Below are 18,987 nucleotides of genomic sequence, written 5' to 3'. Positions count from 1 at the left end.
GAGACTCAGTCGGCCCGCTTGCCCTCGGCGAGGTTCTTCAGCATCGCGTTGTAGGCGTTCAGCTCTTCGTCGCCCGTCACCGCTTCGCGCCGGTCACGCCGCTTCGCCTCGCGCTCGTCCTGACGCGACCACTGCACCAGCAGCGCGATCAGCACCAGCAGCACCGGGACCTCGCCGGCCGCCCAGGCGATGCCGCCGCCGAGCCGCTGGTCGGCGAGCAGGTCGGTGACCCACGGCAGGTGCAGCTGGCCGTAGAAGACCTGCCCGATGACCGTCTGCTTGCTCATCAGGATCACGCCGAAGAACGCGTGGAACGGCATCGCGGCGAACATCATCCCGAGCCGGCCGAGGTACGGGATCCGCCGCGGCGCCGGGTCGACGCCGATCACCGGCCAGTAGAAGACGTACCCGGCGAGCAGGAAGTGCCCGTTCATCGCCAGGTGCGCCCAGTGGTAGTTCAGGGCGGTGTCGAACAGGCCGGAGAAGTAGAGCGCGTAGAACGAGCCGACGAACAGCAGCAGCGCGACCACCGGGTGGGTCAGGAACCGCGACACCGGCGAATGGACGAAGGCGACGAGCCACTCGCGCGGCCCGGGCGGGGTGTCCTTGCCCGCGGCCGGCAGGGCACGCAGCGCGAGCGTCACCGGCCCGCCGAGCACGAACAGCACCGGCGCCACCATCGACAGCAGCATGTGGTTGCCCATGTGCACGCTGAACATCGCGGGCGCGTACCGGCCGACGCCCGACGACGTCGCGATCAGCAGCACCACGCAGCCGGCGATCCAGGCGACCGTGCGGCCCACCGGCCAGGTGTCGCCGCGGCGCAGCAGCCGCCGGACCCCGGCGAGGTACAGGCCGCCCAGCACCAGTGCGAGCGTTCCGTACACCAGGTCGAAGCGGGTGTCGAAGAGCAGCCGCCACACCGTCGGCGCGCCGTCGAGGTTGTAGCCGATCAGCAGCTCGGTGGTGGACGGCTGGGTGATCGCGTCCGCCGGCGGCGGTGTCCTGGCCAGCCCGGAGGCGATGCCGATGGTGACGAACATGATCAGGATCTCGACCGAGGCCAGGCGCAGCAGCTGGGCGCCGCCCTTGCCGTCGACGAGGTTCGCGACACCCTTTTCGCGCTGCTGGTGACCGAACACCCCGAGCAGCAGCAGTGCCACCGTCTTGGCCACCACGAGCAGGCCGTAGTCGGTGGTGAACAGGTCGTTCAGGCCGATCCGGACCAGCGCGTTGACCGCGCCGGAGAGCGCCATCACGATCCAGCAGACCAGGGCCAGCTTGGAGAACCGCTGCGCGGCCAGGCTCAGGTGGCCCCCGCGCCGGTAACCCAGCGCCAGCAGGGCGACCAGGCCGCCAACCCACAACGCCGCGGCGACCAGGTGGAACAGCAGGCTGTTGGTGGCGACGTCGTGCGAGCCGCCGCTGGCGGAGTGCCCGGTGACGGCGACCGGGACCAGCCCGCCGACGGCGGCGAAGAACAGCACCGCCGTCCAGCCCCAGGACAGCGCGAGCCGGCAGCCGAGCGCGATGAGGATCGCGATCAGCGCCGTCCACAGCCACGCCTTCGGCTGTTCGATGGCGCCGACGAGGTCGAGCAGCGTCTGCGGGTCCAGGACGTCACCGAAGGGCTTTCCGGCGGTGTCGGCGGCGGTGAAGGCGACCGAGAGCAGGGCCGCGGCGAACCACACCCAGGCGGCGATCCCCGCCGCGCGCAGGGCGCCGTAGCCCTCGGGCCCGAGCGTCCCGGACTTCTGCGGCGGCACCAGGAAGGCGGCCAGCAGCAGCGACCCGACGCAGATCACCGACGCGGATTCGGACACCACGCGCATGACGGTGATGCCGTACTTGGTGACCAGCCCCGGATCGGGCAGGCCGGCGATGGCGTAACCGGCCCCGCCGGTGAGCGCGATCAGGCCGATCGCGACCACGGCGGCCAGCAGGACACCGACCACGAGCAGGGGCAGCACGCTGGCCCGGCGCTGGGTGGGGACGTCGGATTTCGTCGCGGACACGCCCCTGAGCGTATGCCCAGCCCCGGTCAGGCCCGTGTGACGGGCAGGATGGGAGCCGTGAAGATGATCCTGCTGCGGCACGCCGAGTCGCTCGGCAACGTCGACGAGCTCGCCTACACGCGGATCCCCGACCACGCGCTGCCGCTGACCGCCGAGGGAGAGCAGGAGGCCCGCGCGGTGGCGCCGGAGATCGCGCGGCTGCTCGACGGCTCGCGGCCCGCGGTGTACGTCAGCCCGTACCTGCGCACCCGGGAGACGTTGCGGCTGCTGGACATCCACGCGTCGTGCGAGCGGCTGGTCCAGGAGCCGCGGCTGCGCGAGCAGGACTGGGGCAACCTGCAGGACCCGGCCGAGCAGGAGGTCCAGAAGGCGCGGCGCCACGAGTTCGGGCACTTCTTCTACCGGCTGCCGTTCGGCGAGTCGGGCGCGGACGTCGACGACCGCGTCGCGGCGTTCCTCTCGGACCTGCGGGTGCGCGAGGAAAGTCACCCGGAGACGGTCCTGATCGTCTCCCACGGGCTCACGCTGCGGCTGCTGTGCCGGCGGCTCTTCGGCTGGAGCATCGAGCTGTTCGAGTCCCTGTCCAACCCGGCGACCTGCGAGTACCGCGTCCTAGAAGAGCAGGACGGCAAGTGGGCGCTGGACCGCCCGTTCGCCCAGTGGCGGGACTCACCCGACGGGGAAACCCAGCTTTAGCGGCGCGGTCAGCACGACGCGGGTGCCGTGGCCGGGCGCCGAGTCGATGCGCGCGGCGCCCTCGATCTCGGCCATCCGCGCGTGGATCGAGTTCTCGATGCCGAACCCCACGTGGCTCGCGGCGAGGTCGAAGCCGGTGCCGTGATCGCGCACGGACACCGTGACGACGTCTTCGCGCTCTTCGAGGCACACCACGGCCTTCGCCGTTCTCGCGTGCTTCAAGGTGTTTCGCAGGGCTTCGCGGGTGGCGTCGTGAAGAGCGTTGACGACGGCTTCGGGGACGTCCGTGGGCTTCGCGAGGACCACGAGGTCGACACGGAGACCGTCGGCCGTCATCTCGACCGCCAGCGCGCCGAGGCGGTGTTCGAGCCCGCCCGGCTCGGCGGGCGCGTCGCCGTCGAGGCTCAGCCGCAGCCGCAGGGCCTGCGCGCGGGCGGTGCGGCGGACCTGGTCGAGGCTGCCTCGCGGGTCGAGCGCGTCCCCGGGCGCGGGCAGCGCGAGGGACTCCATCACCTGCAGGACGGTGTCGTGGACGTCGCGGCGGTGCCGCTCCCGCTCGGCAGCGCGGCCACGCTGCTCGCCCAGCCCGAGCGCGAACCGCATCGACCCGGCGACCAGCAGCACGATGGCCAGGGCCGTCGCGGCGGCCGCGACCAGGGCCAGCAGGATCCACGTCGCGGGGGCCGAGGTGCCCGACACCGCGGCCATGCCGTAGCGCAGGAGCACGGCGCCGAGGACGGCGACCGCCCCGGACGGCGCGCCGCGCAGCAGGGTCCAGACCATGACCGTGCCCATGATGTTGGGCCAGGTCAGGGTGAGCAGGCCGGGCGCGAACGCCGCCGCCGCCAGGCTCGTGACGAGGGTGTACGCGGTGTCGGCGGCGAGAACCGGCCGGATGCCGGTCGCGCGGCGGAAGACCCAGGCCACCTCCAGGAGGTTGGGCACGACGAAGAACACGACGGTGAGCCAGAGCGCCGGCGCGCCAAGCGCGCCGGTGGACCAGACCGCCTGCAGGAACAGCGCCAGCCGGAACGCGGCGGGCACCAGAACGAGCCGCGGCACGGCGCTCTGGACGAGCGACAGCCCGCCCCACCGCCCGCTTCCGCCGGCGAGCGCCCCCGCTCCGCCGAGCAGCACAACCCTCACGACGTCCTCCCCGGTCAAGGCGCCCCCGCCTTGATCAGCCGACCTGAAATTGAAACGTCGCCGTATTCATTTCAGTTTACCGACCCGGATCAGCTTGCCCCGAGCGGTTCCGCACTGTCAACGGGTCGGGCGGCCTTCGAGGTGACGTCCCGGGTGCGGCGGTCCCTCCCGCCTTCATCCGGACGTCTGCCGCGCTTCCTCGCGGCGGCGCGACCGCCGGGCGGCGACCGCGGCGGGCAGGATCAGCGCGGCGATCAGCGTGACGAACAGGAACGCCACGCCGAAACCCGCCGCCTGCGCGATCCCGCCGATGAGCGGCGGACCACCGAGGAACCCGGTGTAGGCGATCGCCGTGACGAAGCCGATTTCGCGTTCCCCGCCGGTGCCGTCGGCGCGTTTCCCGGCGTCCCCGGCCAGGCTGAGCGCGAGCGGGAACGACGCGGCGAGCCCCGCGCCGGCCAGCGCGAAGCCGGCGAAGCCGACGGCGGCGACCGGGACGGCGGCCGCGGCGAGCAGCCCGGCCGCGGCCAGCGTCGCACCCCCGGTGAGGCAGCGGGTCAGCCCGAACCGCCGCTGCAGCCACGGACCGCCGAGCCGGGTCAGGGTCATGACCAGCTGGAACCCCGCGAACGCCAGTGCGGCGGCGCCCGGGCCCGCCCCGCGTTCGGCCGTCATCAGCAGCGCGGACCAGTCCCCCACCGCGCCCTCGGCGACGGCCGAGCACAGCGCGACGGCGGCGAGCAGCCACAGCGCCGGACGGCGCACCGGGGCCCGGCGGCCGGTGGTCGCCACGGGCCCGGTGGTGTGCGCGGGGTGGATGCCGGGGACCGCGCGGACCACCGACAGCAGCACCACGACGGTGGCCACGCCGGCGACGGTGAGATGGCGCGCCGGGGACCAGCCGTGCGCGGCGGCGAGGCCCGCGGCCAGCGAACCGGCGAGCGCGCCGAAGCTGAAACCCGCGTGGAACACCGGCATGAGCGGACGGCCGGACCGGCGTTCGACAGCCACCGCGGCGACGTTCATCGCGACATCGAGCATCCCGATGCTCACGCCCATCACGAACAGCGCCCCGGCCAGGAGCGGGACGTCGGGCGCGAACCCGATCAGCACCAGCGAGACGGCGGCCAGGCCGGTGCTCCCCGCCACGGCCGCCCTGGCCCCGGCGCGTTCGACGAGCCGCCCGGACAACGAGGCGGCGGCCAGCAGGCCGGCGCTGGCACCGAAGAGGGCGAGCCCGAAAACCCCCGGTGAGGCGTGCACCTGCGCGGTCAACGCGGGCGTCCGCGTCGCCCACGAGCCCACCGCGAGGCCGTTGAGGGCGAAGACGGTGAACACCGCGACCCGGTCTCGCATCGCTGCCCCCTCTCGATCGTGCCAGCTTGGCACGGCCGCGCGTAACACTGGAACTCCCCGGCCGCAAGACCCATTCGCGGACCTGTGGACAACCGGTCACCCACCGGCGACTTGTCCACAGAAAGGAAATCACGGGCTGACAACTGGCCGGCAACCCGCCAATCTGGAATTACACGTTCACCGCGGCCCGCAATCGGGCCGCGACTCCGGAGGGGAAATCCACAATGTCTTCACGTCGTCTTCGCACCCGCCTGCCGCACCTGCTCGTCTTGGCGGTGGTCGGGCTCTTGACCAGTGCCGGAGTGGCACAGGCCGCGTCGGCCCCGGCGGATCCGAGCTGCCGGAAGGGTGAGTTCTGCCTGTGGTCCGCGGACGGTTATGGCGGCGAGGCCCAGCGTTTCGACCTGCGCACCGCGAATCCGGGGGAATGCATTTCCCTGCCCGGAGGATTCGACGGATCGTCGTTCGTGAACCGGATGAGCCGGGACGTCACGGTGTACCAGAGCGAGGAATGCTCGACCGAGGGTGATTTCGTCACCTATCCGGGGGGCGGCACCTTCGTGCCGGACGCGCCGTTCCTGGTCCGCGGGATCCAGATCTGGGAGTGACGTCATGAGCTGGGCCCACACCGCCGTCCGCCCCAAGGGGGAGCCGGCTCGCGGCGGCGGACGGGCCCGTCCGGGGCCGCTCCCCCGACAGCGGCCCCAACCCGTGGGCGCGCCTCTCCGGCGTGGCGCGCCCACGGGCCCCGCTCCCGCGGGTCTTCGCCCGTGCGGGCTCCGGTGGCTCTCGCTCGCCGGTGCCCGCCCAGGCGGGCTCCGTGGTCCCTGGCTCGCCGATCTTCGCCGGGCGGCTCCGGTGGGACCCCTCGCAACGTAGGGGGTCATGGCGGCCCCGTGGGGCACCCCGGGCCGACCACGCACAGCGACCGGCCACACACGACCAGCCTCCAGCCGTCGCCCGCGACTCAGCCGCCCGCGGGCCCACCCCAGCAACCGTTTCGGAAAGCGAGGAAGCCATGCCCTTCGTCACACCACCAGGCACGCGAGCAGCAGGCACGCGGCCACCCGACCGAGTGTCGCCCGCAGGTCGGCACCATCGTCGTTCCGGGCGAGCCGGCGGCGTGCGGGCTCGGTACGTTGCCCCGCCGTGACATCGGGGCCGACGAGTTCTCGAATTAAGTCGAACGAGACCTGAAACGATTCGCCGGTGTCGAACGATCGAGAGGTTGGCGACGACTAAGCTGCCGATGCCGGGCGACCGGCACGGCCGGTACAGGTCGTCGGCGCGGGCCCTCGTAGCTCAGCTGGATAGAGCAAGAGCCTTCTAATCTCTAGGTCGCAGGTTCGAGTCCTGCCGGGGGCGCCACCAGGGAAGACGCCGTGCGCGGGCCGCGCACGGTGCGCCCTGGCCGGAAAATCGGTTTCGTCGCTGGGCAGCGGTCCGCGCCCACAATGGACGGCCGCGCCTTGTCAAGCGCAGGTCCGGAAGACGCAACACGTCAGCGGCCGAGTGGCGCAGTGCCCCGATCGGACTTCCTTTCGAGACGACCTTGTTATCACCTCCTTGCGCAACCACACGATCACCCCAAGCGACGAGCACCAGACCCGCTCCCGGCACCGTGCGGGCGGGAGCACACCCGAAGGACGACCACGATGGTTCACCGGCAACCCACCCCACGGGAGCAGCGCAGGCGTGCGAACCGCGCTGCCCGCCTGGTCTTCGAGGAAGCCCGCCGGGCCGGCCTGGTCCGGCGGCACCTGGTGAAGCTGCGCCACCTCGACGAACGAGACCGGTCAGTGCGGCCGGACGCCACAGCCGGGGCAGCAGCCTCCGCGCCCACGGCCGGCCACGCATCCCGCGCCGCGACGGCACCCGGCACCGCGGCGACCCCCGGCGGCACGGCCGGCCGCCCGTCGGCCACCGGCCACGCCACGGCGACGGACTTCCGACACCCGGACAGCTGCCCGCCGGGAACCGGCCAGGCAACGGCCGCCGGCCGCGAAACCGCGGGTTCGGCGGACACACCGAATCCGCCACCCGGCGGCGGCAACCGGGACGGCACAACGGATACGTCACCGTCCATATCGGAGGCCGCTTGACGGAAGAGGCCGGTGCGAAAGCCGGCGGCCGGAACGTCCACGCCACATCGGCGAGCTCGCCGCTCATCCGCAGTTCGCTTGCGCCTCCGGCCGTCCCGGCCGGGTCAATCGAGGAGAAGGCAAGCGGCGGATCGGCGATAGCGTGGTCGGCGTCGAGTCAGCGAGGCGGGAGTGGCCGTGCGCATTCTGTTCACCACCATCGGTTTGCCGGGTCACTTCTTCCCTCTGGTGCCGCTCGCCTGGGCGTGCCGGGCTCGCGGTCACGACGTCTTGGTGGCGACGACGAACGACTTCCGCGCCACCGTCCTGCGCACCGGTCTGCCGGTCTGCTCGTGGAGCGCTTCCGGCGGGGCGGCCGACGTTGCCGCGACAGACCTGTTCCCGCACGAAAACCAGCGGTTCGCGCACGGGCTCGCCTTCGCGAGGATCGCGCGCCGCAGTCTTTCCGGAGCCGACGAGCTCGTCCGGGATTGGCGTCCCGACCTGGTCGTCAGCGAACGGGCGGAACTGGCCGGTCCCCTGGTCGCCGAGGATCACGGGCTGCCTCGTGTCGAACTGCACTGGGGCGCCGCGCAACTGACCGAGTACCGATCCGCCTGGGACGCCGAAGGGGGAAGCACCGCTCTCGGCGCCGCCGATGTCCTGCTCAACCCCTGGCCCCCGAGCTTGCGACCCGCCTACGCCGAAACCCACCACAGCATCCGGCACGTGCCGTACAACGGGGACGCGTCCGTCCCTCGCTGGCTGACCAGCCACCGGCACCTGCCACGGGTCTGCCTGACGTTCGGCACGCTGCTTCCCCACCTCGGCTCGCGGGACATCGCCGGATTCGTCGTCCCGCTGCTCCGGCGGCTCAGCTCGCTGGACGCCGAATTCGTGGTCGCGATCGACGACGAGGTGGCGGCGACCTGGCCGGACCTGCCCGACCGCGTCCGCCACGTGGGCCGGCTGCCCCTCGCCGAGGTGCTGCAAACCTGCGTGGCGACGATCAACCACGCCGGGCAGGGCACCGCGCTGACCGCCCTCGCCGCCGCGTGCCCGCAGGTGATGATTCCGCAGTTCGACGACCAGTTCGACAACGCGGAGGCCGCGGCCAAAGGCGGGGCCGGCATCATGCTCTTGCCCGACGAGACCACGATCGAAGCGGTCTACCGCGCCTGCCGTTCGGTACTCGAGCCGGCCGAGCACCGGACGGCCGCCGAGCAGATCGCCACGGAGATCGCCGCCCAGCCCAGCCCGGCCGACATCGCCGCGCGGCTGGAGAGCTGGTTCTGAGCACCGCGGCACCGCCGGAAAACCGACGTCACCGCCGGAAAACCGACGTCGAGCACGAGCATCACCACGCGAGCATGGCCACGCGGCCGAAGAACCGGCCCCGGGCATCGCCACGGAGCCGAGGAACTGGGCGCGCTGGAACTGGGCGCGCTCCGGCGGCCCCACCAGGCAGTGGGGCCGCCGGAGCGCGAACGCTATCGCCGCTGCCCTACGAACATCCCGCAGTACAACGCGTCCTCGACGTAACGCATCTCGAGACCGGCGTCGGAAAACGCCTTCAGGTACTGATCCTGTGACCACAGGCTGAAGACGTGCTTCTCGGTGAAGTGCTCCATTCCCTGCTCGTCCGCCACCACGTAGTGGATGTCCATGTGAGCGTGGTCGCCGCGACGTTCGGTGCGGGATACCCGGGACACCGTCCGGCCGTCGCCGCGGACCACGTCGCCCGCGATGTAGCCGTCGACGAACTTCTCGGTGAACCACCAGGGTTCGACGATCAGCACACCGTCCGGGGCGAGGTGTGCGACCATCCGCTCGATCGCCGCACCCAGTGCGTCGATCGACGGGAGGTAGCCCACCACCGTGTACAGCGACACCACCGCGTCGAAGGTTTGGCCGAGGTCGAAGTCGCACATGTCGCCGACGTGGAACGCCGCCTGCGGTACCTTCGCGCTCGCGATCGCCACCATGTGCGGCGAAAGGTCCATGCCCTCGACGTGGTCGAAAAGCTTCGCGAGCCGTTGGACGTGCTCGCCGGTGCCGCAGCCGACGTCGAGCAGTGTCGCCGCGTGCGGGTTGCGGGCGCGGACGACCTCGGCGATCATCTCCGCTTCGCCCCGGTACTCCTTGCCGCGGCCGGTACGGTAGATCAGGTCCCAGACCTCGGCCAGCTGTCGCTCGAACATGTCTCCCCTTCAGGCAGCGAGGTCGGCGGCGGACGACGAACGGCGGGAAAGCACGAACCCCTTGATCGAGGAGATGACGTAGTCGATCATCTCGTCGGTCAGGCCCGGGTACACGCCGATCCAGAACGTCCGCTCGGTGATGACGTCACTGTTGGTCAGTTCGCCGACGACGCGGTACGGCTGGTCGATGTACGCCGGTTGCCGCGTCAGGTTGCCGCCGAACAGCTTGCGGGTGCCGATCTTGCGGCTTTCGAGGAACGACACCAGCTGTGCGCGGGTGAACGGCGCATCCTGGGCGAGGGTGATCACGAAGCCGAACCAGCTCGGGTCCGCGCCGGGGGTCGCTTCCGGCAGCACCAGGTGGGGCAGCCCCTCCAGCCCGGCACGCAGCCGGCTCCAGTTGTGCTTGCGGGCCGCGCAGAAGCCGTCCAGTTTGGCCAGCTGGGTCAGGCCCAGCGCGGCTTGCAGGTCCGTCGTCTTGAGGTTGTAGCCGATGTGGGAATAGATGTACTTGTGGTCGTAGCCCGCCGGGAGCGAGCCCAGCTGCCATTCGAACCGCTTGAAACAGGTGTTGCTCTTGCCCGGCTCGCACCAGCAGTCGCGGCCCCAGTCCCGCAACGATTCCACGATGCGGGCCATGGCCACGCTCCCGGTCGCCACGCAGCCGCCCTCGCCCATGGTGATGTGGTGGGCCGGGTAGAAGCTGATCGTGGCGAGATCGCCGAAACTGCCGGTGGGGCGCCCCTCGTAAGTGGACCCCAGCGCGTCGCAGTTGTCCTCGATCAGGAAGAGATCGTGCTCTTTCGCCAGCCGGGCCATCTCGGTGACCTCGTACGGGTTGCCGAGCGTGTGCGCGATGATGATCGCGCGGGTCTTCGGCCCGATCGCCCGCTTCACCAGGTCCACCGTCGTGTTGTAGGTCTTCAGCTCCACGTCGACGAACACCGGGGTGAGGCCGTTCTGCAGCAGGGGGTTCACCGTCGTCGGGAACGCCGCCGCCGGGGTGATCACCTCGTCCCCGGGGCGGAGCCGCCGCTCTTCGAGGTGAGGCGACGTCAGCGCGGACACCGCCAGGAGGTTGGCCGACGAGCCGGAGTTGGTCAGGTGGGCCTTGCGCAGGTTCAGCTTGCGCGCGATCGCCTTCTGGAACTCGCGGACGGACTTCCCCGCGGCGATCCGCAGATCCAGTGCGGCCTCGACCAGCGCCACCCGGTCGTCGGCGTCGAGGACCGCTCCCGAGGGCCAGATTTCCGTGACACCCGGCTCGAACGTGGCGGCCTGGTCGACGGATTCGTGGTACTTGCGGACTTCCTCCAGCAGGTGCGCCTTCTGGTCGCTCATCTCGTCGGTCTCCTTCTCCTGGTCTGCGACCGGACGCTCAGCCGGCCAGTCCGGTGCGCGACGACGTCGCGCGATACCGGCGGGTCAGGCGCTCGAGGTCCGGCACGATCGCGGCCGGCGACGGCATTTCCAGCGTCTCCTTGCGCAACTGCTCGGCGTTGGTCTGGAAGGACGGGTCCGAAAGCACCCGGACGAGACCGTCGCGGAGCCGCTCGGGCGTCAGGTGCTCGGAATCGCTGATGTACCGGCCCGCACCGTGTTCCTGCAGCCCGTTCGCCATCGCGATCGGCCCGTACCAGCGTTCGCTCCACCAGCTGCTGGGCACGATCAGCTGCGGCACGGCGTGTTCGACCGCCGCGGCGAACGTGCCCGCGCCACCGTGGTGGACCAGTGCCGAGCAGGTCGGCAGGAGTTCGTTCAGGGGCACGAAGTCCACCGCGCGGACGTTGCCGGGCAACGTGGTCTCGCCCAGTTGCCGGGTGTCGAGGGTCGCGACGACTTCGACGTCCAGGTCGGCGACCGCGGACAGGAGATCGGCGGCCGACGCCTCACCCCGGCCGGCGTCCCGGTGGGAGTTGCCGAGCGTGACGCACACTCGCCGCCGGTCCCGTTCTTCGTAGACCCAGCTCGGTGCGAGAGCGGGGCCGTTGAACGGCACGTGCCGGACCGGGAGGTAGTCCACGCCGTCGGGGTGCCAGGTCCACGACGGCATCGGGTCGATGGTCCACTGGCCGAGCGACAGGTCCTCGGCGAATTCGCCGCAGTCGTACCGGTCGAGCCGCGGCTGGAACCACTCGCGCAGCGGGTCGTAGTCCGGGTTCGTCCGCTCGGCGAGGAAAGCGGTGCGCAGCTGGCCCATCCCGTCGGTGGCGAGGGTGAGCCGGGCGTGAGCCGCGCCGCAGGCCCGGGCCGCCAACGGGCCCGCGTAGGTCAGCATGTCCCAGATGACCAGATCGGGTTGCCAGCGGCGGGCGAAGGTCACCAGGTCGTCCAGCATAGCGTCCGGCGACATCACCGAATAGAGGTTGGTGATGAGGGATTCGTACTCGCCGATCCGGTCGTCCTTGGCGTAGTCGGTCTGGTGGGGATCCCGCCAGCCGTCCGGGTCCGCGGGTGGCTCCGGTTCGGCCTCGTTCATCCGCGCGGTCATGGTGGCGTCGTCGGGTGGACCGCAGGTCACGCCGATGAGGCCGGTCTGCTCGATGGTCTCCGCCAGGTCCGGCCTGCTGGCGACGCACACGTCGTGCCCGGCGCTGCGCAACGCCCACGCCAGTGGAGTCGCGATGTAGAGGTGTGACCTGTTGGCCGGGGTCAGGAACAGCACGCGCATGGACAAACCTCCAGTTCGCGCGAAACGGTGCCGGCGTCCCGCGATCTCAAGCGACCTTCGCACTGTTCGACGCGCCGGGGCTTCTCTTCGTCTGCCGCTTCCGGCTGCCGCTCACGCCGGGCCCGGCCACTCCCGCCCGCGTCGCCAGAGCAACCCTGAGGACGGCGGACCCGCTCCGCACCGTCGAGACTGAACCTCCGTCAAAGGTTTCAGGCGCCGGAAACCTCACGAGAGGAACGTGATGATCAACGTCTTCCAGCCGACCGTCGGTCAGGCGGAACTGGCCGCGGTCGCTGACGTCTTCGAGAGCAACTGGCTCGGCAAGGGCGGACGGACCGCGGAATTCGAGGCGATGTTCGCCGATCACCTGGGTATCACGCACGACCGGGTCACGACAGTCAGCTCCTGCACGGAGGCCTTGTTCATCTCGATGCAGCTCGCCGAGGTGGGCGAGGGGGACGAGGTCGTGCTGCCGACCGTCAGCTTCGTGGGCGCGGGCAACGCGGTCGCGGCGCACGGGGCGACCCCGGTCTTCTGCGACGTCGATCCCCGCACGCTCAACCCGACCGTCGACAACATCGAAGCCGTCCTCACCCCGCGGACGAAGGCCGTCATCCTGCTGCACTACGGCGGATATCCCGGTCAGATCACCGAAATCGCCGAGCTCTGCCGCCGCCGGCGGATCTTCCTCGTCGAGGACTCCGCCAACTCCATCGCCTCCCGGGTGGACGGCCAGGCGTGCGGCACGATCGGGGACGTCGGGACGTGGAGCTTCGACAGCGCGAAGATCGCGGTGGCCGGGGACGGCGGCATGCTGTCCGCCCGCGATCCCGAGCTGGTCCGGCGAGCCGCGAGGTTCGCCTACTTCGGGCTCGAACAGTTCAGCGGCTATTCCCAGGCCAAGAGCGCCAGCAAGCGCTGGTGGGACTTCCAGATCACGTCGTTCTCCCGGCGCTCGGTGATGAACGACATCCAGTCCGCCATCGGGCTCGTCCAGCTGGGAAAGCTGAAGGACTTCGTCGCGCGCCGGGAAGACGTCGTCGCCCGGTACGACGAGGAACTCTCCGGTGTAGCCGGCATTCTCACCCCGCCGGCCCTGCCGCCGGGGCACCGCACCTCGCACTACCTCTACTGGGTCCAGCTGGACGAGCGGATCCGCGACGAGGTGGCAAAGGACCTGCTGGAGAACGGCATCTACACCACGTTCCGCTACCGGGCCCTGCACCAGGTCGAAGCCTACGGGTCCGCGGCCCGGCTGCCCGACGCGGAGCGCGCCGTCGCGCGGACCCTGTGCCTGCCGCTGCACCAGGGGCTGACCGACGACGACGTCGAAACCGTCATCGCCGCGCTGCGCGCGTCGGTCGCCCGCCGCTCGGCCTCGGCGCCGGGCTTCGAGGAAGGCGGGAACCGATGACCACCGACGATCGGGTCAGCGCCGTCTACGACCAGGACGTCAGCGAGCTGTACGAACTCTTCTACGCGGGCCGCGGCCAGGACTTCGCCGCCGACGGCGGCATCCTCGCCGAGGTGATCCTCGACCGGTACCCCGGCGCGGACTCCGTGCTCGACGTCGGCTGCGGGACCGGCTCCCACCTGCAGTCGCTCGCGAAGCGCTTCGGCGAGGTCGCGGGAGTGGAGCTGTCCGAGTCGATGTGCGCACTGGCCCGGGCCAGGCTCGGCGGCGCGCCCGTTCACCAGGGCGACATGCGCGATTTCGACCTCGGCCGCACGTTCGGCGCGGTCTGCTGCCTGACCAGCACCATCGGCTACTCGCGGGACACGGCCGAACTCGAGGGCGCGGTCAGGACCATGGCCCGGCACCTCGAGCCGGGCGGCGTGCTCGTCATCGATCCCTATTGGACACCGGGGAACTTCCTCGACGGGCACGTCGGGCACGACGTGGTCCGCGACGAATCCCGGACGGTGGCCCGGCTCTCGACGTCGACGCGCACCGGAACCTCGGTGCGGCACGAAGCGCACTACCTCGTGGCGGACGCCGGCGGCATCCGCCACCTCACCCACGTACAGCCGCTCACCCTGTTCACCCACGAGGAGTACCTCACCGCACTCGAACACGCGGGCTGCGCAGCGGAACACCTGCGGCGCGACGGCGGGTTCGTCCACCGTGGGCTGTTCGTCGGAGTGCGCCGAGGCTGAGCACCACCACCGAAAGCCAATCAGCAAGCGGGCGCCGGGTGCCGGAAGAAGACTTCCGGCACCCGCCGCGCCCAGGATGTCGGAATGAGGTAGCCGGTGCACAAGTTTCACGCCGACCTTACACACCATCCGGACGGCCGGGCCGGCACGCGGAACGAGCCGTCGTCATGAGCCGCGAACCGGCGATCCTGGTCCTCGAGGACGGCCGGTGCTTCGCCGGCGACGCCTTCGGCGCCCGGGGCGAGACGTTCGGCGAAGCCGTCTTCAACACCGGGATGACCGGCTACCAGGAAGTGCTGACCGACCCCTCCTACCACCGTCAGATCGTCGCGATGACCGCGCCGCAGATCGGCAACACCGGCGTCAACGGCGAAGACGACGAATCGGCGCGGATCTGGGTTTCCGGCTACGTCGTGCGCGAACCGGCAAGGCTCCGGTCGAACTGGCGCGCCCGCGGCGGCCTCGAAGACCGCCTGACCGCCGAGGGGGTCGTCGGCATCTCCGGTGTCGACACCCGGGCGTTGACCCGGCACCTGCGCGAGCGGGGCACCATGCGCGCCGGTATATCCACTGTGGACACCGAGCCGCGGTCACTGCTGGACCGGGTGCGGGAGCAGCCGTCGATGTCCGGCGCCGACCTGGCCGGCGAAGTGGCGACCGCGAGCGCTTACACGGTGCCCAGCGAGGGTGCGACCCGGTACACCGTGGCCGCGATCGACTTCGGCATCAAGCGGAACACCCCGCGGCGGCTCGCCGCCAGAGGGATCACCACCCATGTGCTCCCGCCGGATTCGGGGGTGGAGCAGGTGCTGGCGGTGGGTGCCGACGCGGTCTTCCTGTCCAACGGCCCGGGCGACCCCGGCACCGCGGACACCGCCGTCGCACTGACCAGGGCGGTCCTCGACCGTCGGATCCCGGTGTTCGGCATCTGCTTCGGGAACCAGATCCTCGGGCGGGCGCTCGGGTTCGGCACCTACAAGCTCGGGTACGGCCACCGCGGGCTGAACCAGCCGGTGCTGGATCGGTCGAGCGGCAAGGTCGAGGTGACCGCGCACAACCACGGTTTCGCGGTCGACGCGCCACCGCACCGGCGCTCGCCGACCCCGTACGGCACGGTCGAGGTGAGCCACGTGTGCCTCAACGACCAGGTCGTCGAGGGGCTGCGGTGCCGTGACACCCGGGCCTTTTCGGTGCAGTACCACCCCGAAGCGGCGGCCGGCCCGCACGATGCCGACCCGCTGTTCGACCGCTTCGCCGCGCTTTTGGAGGGACGGTATGCCTAGGCGGACCGACCTGCGTCACGTCCTCATCATCGGGTCCGGCCCGATCGTCATCGGCCAGGCGTGCGAATTCGACTACTCGGGCACCCAGGCGTGCCGCGCACTGCGTCAGGAGGGCCTGCGGGTCAGCCTCATCAACTCCAACCCGGCGACCATCATGACGGACCCGGAGTTCGCCGACGCGACCTACGTGGAGCCGGTCACCCCGGAGTTCGTCGAGAAGGTGATCGACCGGGAACGACCGGACGCGCTGCTGGCCACGCTCGGCGGGCAGACCGCGCTCAACACGGCGGTGACACTGGCCGAGACGGGCGTGCTCGCCCGGTACGGTGTGGAGCTCATCGGCGCCGACCTCGACGCGATCCGCCGCGGCGAAGACCGCCAGCTGTTCAAGGACGTCGTCGCGAAAGCCGGGGCCCGCATCGGTTTCGCGGCCGCGTCCTCGCCGTGCGGTGAGGACATCGTGCTGCGGTCGCGGGTGTGCCGGTCGATGGCGGAAGTCGTTTCGACCGTCGAAGAGCTCGGCCTGCCGGTCGTGGTCCGGCCCAGCTACACGCTGGGCGGCCTCGGTTCGGGCCTGGCCCGCACCGACGAGGAGCTCGAACGCCTGGCGGGCGGCGGGCTGACCGCGAGCCCGGTCGGCGAGGTGCTGATCGAAGAAAGCGTGCTGGGCTGGAAGGAGTACGAGCTCGAACTGATGCGCGACCGCGACGACAACGTCGTGGTGGTCTGCTGCATCGAGAACGTCGACCCGATGGGCGTGCACACCGGCGACTCCGTCACCGTGGCCCCGGCGATGACCCTCACCGACCGCGAATACCAGGCCATGCGCGACCTCGGGATCGCCGTGCTCCGTGAGGTCGGCGTCGACACCGGTGGCTGCAACATCCAGTTCGCCGTCGAGCCGGAGACCGGCCGGATGGTCGTCATCGAGATGAACCCGCGGGTGTCGCGGAGCTCCGCGCTGGCGTCGAAGGCGACCGGGTTCCCGATCGCCGAGATCGCGGCGAAGCTCGCCATCGGTTACACGCTCGCCGAGATCCCGAACGACATCACGCGATCCACCCCCGCCGCGTTCGAGCCCGCGCTCGACTACGTCGTGGTGAAGATGCCCCGGTTCGCCTTCGAGAAGTTCCCCGACGCCGACACCGAGCTGTCCACCACGATGAAGTCGGTCGGTGAAGCGATGGCGATCGGCCGAACCTTCGCCGAAGCCCTCACCAAGGCCATGCGGTCGCTGGAAACACCCGCTACGGGCTTCTGGACCACCGGGGAACCCGAGCCGGAGACCGCCGGTTCGCTGCTCGCCGCCCTGCGCGTCCCGCACGACGGGCGTCTCCACACCGTCGAGCGGGCGCTGCGGGCCGGCGTCACGGTCACGCAGGTGGCCGAGGCCTCCGGCATCGACGCCTGGTTCGTCGACCAGATCGCCGTCCTCGTCGAGCTGCGGGCCCGGATCGTCACCGCGCCCGAGCTCGATCCCGCCCTGCTGCGGGACGCGAAGCGCGCCGGTCTGTCGGACGAGCAGCTCGGCGCGCTCCGGCCGGAGCTGGACGGCGAAGGCGGCGTCCGCGCGCTGCGAGAGCGGCTGGGCGTGTTCCCGGTGTACAAGACCGTCGACACGTGCGCCGCGGAGTTCGCCGCGAGCACGCCCTACCACTACTCGTGCTACGAGGAGGAGACCGAAGTCGCGCTCTCGGCCCGCGCCAAGGTGCTGATCCTCGGCTCCGGTCCGAACCGGATCGGGCAGGGCATCGAGTTCGACTATTCCTGCGTGCACGCGGCGATGTCGCTGCGCGAGGCCGGCTACGAGACGGTCATGGTCAACTGCAACCCCGAAACCGTGTCGACCGACTACCGGACGGCCGACCGGCTCTACTTCGAGCCGCTGACGTTCGAGGACGTCTTCGAGGTGTACCGGGCCGAGCACGAGTCCGGCCTCGCCGCCGGCGGTCCCGGCGTGGCCGGCGTGGTCGTCCAGCTGGGCGGGCAGACGCCGGTGGGGCTCGCCAGGGAGCTGGCCGCGGCCGGGCTGCCCGTCGTCGGGACGACCCCGGACGCGATCCACTCGGTGGAGGACCGCGGGGTCTTCGGCGAGCTGGTGACCCGCGCCGGGCTGCTGGCACCGAGGTACGGCATGGCGCGCAGTTTCGCCGAAGCCGAGCGGATCGCCGACGAGATCGGGTATCCCGTGCTCGTCCGGCCGTCGTACGTGCTCGGCGGCCGCGGCATGGAACTGGCTCACGACCGGCACACGCTCGAGCGCTACATCGCCCGCGCGACGGACATCTCGCCGCGCCACCCGGTCCTCGTCGACCGGTTCCTGGCCGGCGCGGTCGAGATCGACGTCGACGCGCTCGCCGACGCCACCGGTGAGGTGTACCTCGGCGGCGTGATGGAACACCTCGAAGAGGCCGGCATCCATTCCGGCGATTCGGCGTGCGTGCTCCCGCCGGTGACCCTCACGCCGGAGCACTTGGCGGAGGTGCGCCGGTACACCACGGCGCTCGCGCGGCACATCGGCGTGTGCGGACTGTTCAACGTCCAGTACGCACTCCAAGGCGACGACCTGTACGTCCTGGAGGTCAACCCGCGGGCTTCCCGCACGGTGCCGTTCGTGTGCAAGGTGACCGGGACACCGCTGGCGAAGGCCGCGGCCCGGATCATGTTCGGCGCCACCATCGCGGAACTGCGCGCCGAGGGCTTGCTGGCCCGCAGCGGCGACGGCGGCCTCCCGCCCGCCTCCGCTCCCTTCGCGGTCAAGGAAGCCATCCTGCCCTTCGGCCGGTTCCGCACCCCGCGCGGGGAACCGGTGAACGACCGGCTGGGCCCGGAGATGAAGTCCACCGGCGAAGTGATGGCCACCGGGCCCCGGTTCGCCGACGCCTACCTCAAGGCGCAGACGGCGGCCCGTGGGTCGGTCAACCACGCGAAGGTGGTCGTCACCGTCCTCGGCGCCGACGGCGGGCTCCCCGCGATCGAACGCCTGGCCCACCTCGGGTTCACGTTCACGGCTACGCCGGGGACCGCCGAGCTGCTGCGGGCCGCGGGCATCGCCTGCGCCGAGGAACCGGCCGCGGACGGCGTGGAACAGGCCGTCGCCCGCACCGGGACCGGCGCGGCCGGGCTGGTCCTGACTCCGCGCGTGGACCCGCACGACGGGCAGCTCCGGTTCGACGTCCGCACCCTCGCCGTGACGGGAACTCCCGGCACCGCGCCGGAACCGGGGGCGGAGGCGGAGCGCGGTGTGCCGGTGCGGTCCCTGCAGGAAGTGCACGCGGCGCTCCGCTCGGAGGCCGCCGCCACACCCACGCCCCGGGCCGCCTGAGCCCGGCGCGGCCGATCCGGACCGGTGGGGCACCGGTCCGGATCGGCCGCGCGCCC

13 protein-coding genes and 1 tRNA gene are annotated in these 18,987 nt (G+C 71.2%); 8 read left to right on the top strand and 6 right to left on the bottom strand.

From position 1 onward, the window contains the following. Window positions 1-5: 5 nt before the first annotated feature. Window positions 6-2,015: a cytochrome c oxidase assembly protein gene (locus AB0M30_RS30270; protein WP_364590440.1), complete on the bottom strand. Its 2,010-nt coding sequence runs from the start codon at window positions 2,013-2,015 to the stop codon at window positions 6-8. 57 nt (window positions 2,016-2,072) lie between these two features. Between AB0M30_RS30270 and AB0M30_RS30265 the strand changes: the two genes are divergently transcribed. Next, window positions 2,073-2,711, top strand: a complete 639-nt coding sequence (locus AB0M30_RS30265; RefSeq protein ID WP_364590437.1) for a histidine phosphatase family protein — start codon at window positions 2,073-2,075, stop codon at window positions 2,709-2,711. On the opposite strand, the gene AB0M30_RS30260 is transcribed toward AB0M30_RS30265, so the two are convergent. Together AB0M30_RS30260 and AB0M30_RS30255 are read right to left on the bottom strand one after the other, a co-directional pair. Further along, a complete protein-coding gene (locus AB0M30_RS30260) occupies window positions 2,685-3,857 on the bottom strand; it encodes an ATP-binding protein (RefSeq protein ID WP_364590434.1) in 1,173 nt (390 codons plus the stop codon). The two genes, AB0M30_RS30265 and AB0M30_RS30260, sit on opposite strands and share 27 nt — an antisense overlap. A gap of 174 nt (window positions 3,858-4,031) precedes the next feature. Further along, window positions 4,032-5,213 (bottom strand): MFS transporter, encoded by a 1,182-nt coding sequence (locus tag AB0M30_RS30255; RefSeq protein WP_364590431.1) that lies wholly within the window; start codon window positions 5,211-5,213, stop codon window positions 4,032-4,034. 224 nt (window positions 5,214-5,437) lie between these two features. On the opposite strand from AB0M30_RS30255, the gene AB0M30_RS30250 reads away from it, so the two are divergent. From AB0M30_RS30250 to AB0M30_RS30240, 3 genes are all read left to right on the top strand, one after another. Further along, window positions 5,438-5,821 carry a peptidase inhibitor family I36 protein gene (locus tag AB0M30_RS30250; protein WP_364590428.1) on the top strand — a complete coding sequence of 128 codons (384 nt, stop codon included), beginning with the start codon at window positions 5,438-5,440 and terminating at the stop codon, window positions 5,819-5,821. 683 nt (window positions 5,822-6,504) lie between these two features. Beyond that, a tRNA-Arg gene (locus tag AB0M30_RS30245) sits at window positions 6,505-6,581 on the top strand. A 911-nt stretch (window positions 6,582-7,492) separates the two neighbouring features. Continuing rightward, a complete protein-coding gene (locus AB0M30_RS30240) occupies window positions 7,493-8,590 on the top strand; it encodes a nucleotide disphospho-sugar-binding domain-containing protein (RefSeq protein WP_364590425.1) in 1,098 nt (365 codons plus the stop codon). 194 nt (window positions 8,591-8,784) lie between these two features. On the opposite strand, the gene AB0M30_RS30235 is transcribed toward AB0M30_RS30240, so the two are convergent. The 3 genes from AB0M30_RS30235 to AB0M30_RS30225 are packed head-to-tail and all read right to left on the bottom strand — an operon-like array spanning window position 8,785 to window position 12,166. Beyond that, window positions 8,785-9,495, bottom strand: a complete 711-nt coding sequence (locus AB0M30_RS30235; protein ID WP_364590422.1) for a class I SAM-dependent methyltransferase — start codon at window positions 9,493-9,495, stop codon at window positions 8,785-8,787. Window positions 9,496-9,504: 9 nt separating this feature from the next. Then, complete coding sequence (gene rfbH / locus AB0M30_RS30230) at window positions 9,505-10,836, bottom strand: lipopolysaccharide biosynthesis protein RfbH (RefSeq protein ID WP_364590419.1); 1,332 nt, start codon at window positions 10,834-10,836, stop codon at window positions 9,505-9,507. A gap of 37 nt (window positions 10,837-10,873) precedes the next feature. Further along, window positions 10,874-12,166, bottom strand: a complete 1,293-nt coding sequence (locus AB0M30_RS30225) for an activator-dependent family glycosyltransferase (RefSeq protein WP_364590416.1) — start codon at window positions 12,164-12,166, stop codon at window positions 10,874-10,876. Between the two features lie 241 nt (window positions 12,167-12,407). On the opposite strand from AB0M30_RS30225, the gene AB0M30_RS30220 reads away from it, so the two are divergent. From AB0M30_RS30220 to carB, 4 genes are all read left to right on the top strand, one after another. Then, window positions 12,408-13,580 carry a DegT/DnrJ/EryC1/StrS family aminotransferase gene (locus AB0M30_RS30220; protein WP_364590413.1) on the top strand — a complete coding sequence of 391 codons (1,173 nt, stop codon included), beginning with the start codon at window positions 12,408-12,410 and terminating at the stop codon, window positions 13,578-13,580. After that, the gene (locus tag AB0M30_RS30215) at window positions 13,577-14,323 is read left to right on the top strand and encodes a class I SAM-dependent methyltransferase (RefSeq protein WP_364590410.1); all 747 of its coding nucleotides are present in this window, start codon (window positions 13,577-13,579) and stop codon (window positions 14,321-14,323) included. The genes AB0M30_RS30220 and AB0M30_RS30215 overlap by 4 nt, the downstream gene beginning before the upstream one ends. 167 nt (window positions 14,324-14,490) lie before the next feature. Further along, a complete protein-coding gene (carA, locus tag AB0M30_RS30210) occupies window positions 14,491-15,606 on the top strand; it encodes a glutamine-hydrolyzing carbamoyl-phosphate synthase small subunit (RefSeq protein ID WP_364590407.1) in 1,116 nt (371 codons plus the stop codon). Next, window positions 15,599-18,931: a carbamoyl-phosphate synthase large subunit gene (gene carB, locus AB0M30_RS30205; RefSeq protein ID WP_364590404.1), complete on the top strand. Its 3,333-nt coding sequence runs from the start codon at window positions 15,599-15,601 to the stop codon at window positions 18,929-18,931. Before carA ends, carB begins: the two co-directional genes overlap by 8 nt. Window positions 18,932-18,987: the final 56 nt, after the last annotated feature.

It is taken from the genome of Amycolatopsis sp. NPDC051716, from assembly GCF_040681595.1.
Taxonomy (GTDB): domain Bacteria; phylum Actinomycetota; class Actinomycetes; order Mycobacteriales; family Pseudonocardiaceae; genus Amycolatopsis.
This window is presented reverse-complemented; position numbering and strand designations above follow the sequence as displayed.

Bases quoted from the DNA above. Each gene is read 5' to 3' on its own strand.
- AB0M30_RS30215 (WP_364590410.1), top strand. From the start codon at position 13,577: ATGACCACCGACGATCGGGTCAGCGCCGTCTACGACCAGGACGTCAGC.
- AB0M30_RS30225 (WP_364590416.1), bottom strand. From the start codon at position 12,166: ATGCGCGTGCTGTTCCTGACCCCGGCCAACAGGTCACACCTCTACATC.
- carB (WP_364590404.1), top strand. From the start codon at position 15,599: ATGCCTAGGCGGACCGACCTGCGTCACGTCCTCATCATCGGGTCCGGC.
- AB0M30_RS30250 (WP_364590428.1), top strand. From the start codon at position 5,438: ATGTCTTCACGTCGTCTTCGCACCCGCCTGCCGCACCTGCTCGTCTTG.
- AB0M30_RS30255 (WP_364590431.1), bottom strand. From the start codon at position 5,213: ATGCGAGACCGGGTCGCGGTGTTCACCGTCTTCGCCCTCAACGGCCTC.
- carA (WP_364590407.1), top strand. From the start codon at position 14,491: ATGAGCCGCGAACCGGCGATCCTGGTCCTCGAGGACGGCCGGTGCTTC.
- AB0M30_RS30220 (WP_364590413.1), top strand. From the start codon at position 12,408: ATGATCAACGTCTTCCAGCCGACCGTCGGTCAGGCGGAACTGGCCGCG.
- rfbH (WP_364590419.1), bottom strand. From the start codon at position 10,836: ATGAGCGACCAGAAGGCGCACCTGCTGGAGGAAGTCCGCAAGTACCAC.
- AB0M30_RS30235 (WP_364590422.1), bottom strand. From the start codon at position 9,495: ATGTTCGAGCGACAGCTGGCCGAGGTCTGGGACCTGATCTACCGTACC.